Below are 382 nucleotides of genomic sequence, written 5' to 3'. Positions count from 1 at the left end.
CAAACTCGCCCGGGGCGAACTCAACACACTGGGCTCAAGCCTCAACAAAAACCAGCGCACGCTCAATCAGCAAAAGGCTGTTCTCGATAAAGCCGGGATCAGCATGGATAAGCTGGCCGAAGCCAGCGAAGATCTGAAACAGCAGCAAGCGGCGGCTGAAAATGCGCTTGAGGGCGTTAATAAAAACCTGGCGCGTCAGAACAGGCTGCTCGATGAAAGTAGCAAAGGCGCAGAGAACTTTGGCGGTTCAATAAAGCAAGCCACGGCATCACTGCTTGCCATGGCTTCGGCTTATATCGGTGTTGATCGCCTCTGGGCTAGTTTGACCGGCATCTTATCGGCAGGTGATAAGGCCAAGGCATTCACTGCCCAAATGACTGCC

Annotated in this window: 1 protein-coding gene; it reads left to right on the top strand. The window is 53.7% G+C overall.

All coding sequences use genetic code 11. The features are described from left to right. A partial coding sequence (locus HCX89_RS22700; RefSeq protein WP_167717534.1) for a hypothetical protein occupies positions 1-382 on the top strand: 382 nt, incomplete at both ends.

This window comes from Shewanella sp. Iso12 (assembly GCF_012030025.1).
Lineage (GTDB): Bacteria > Pseudomonadota > Gammaproteobacteria > Enterobacterales > Shewanellaceae > Shewanella > Shewanella algae.
Note: the sequence above shows the minus strand (reverse complement) of the source record. Positions and strands in the feature narration are given on the sequence as shown.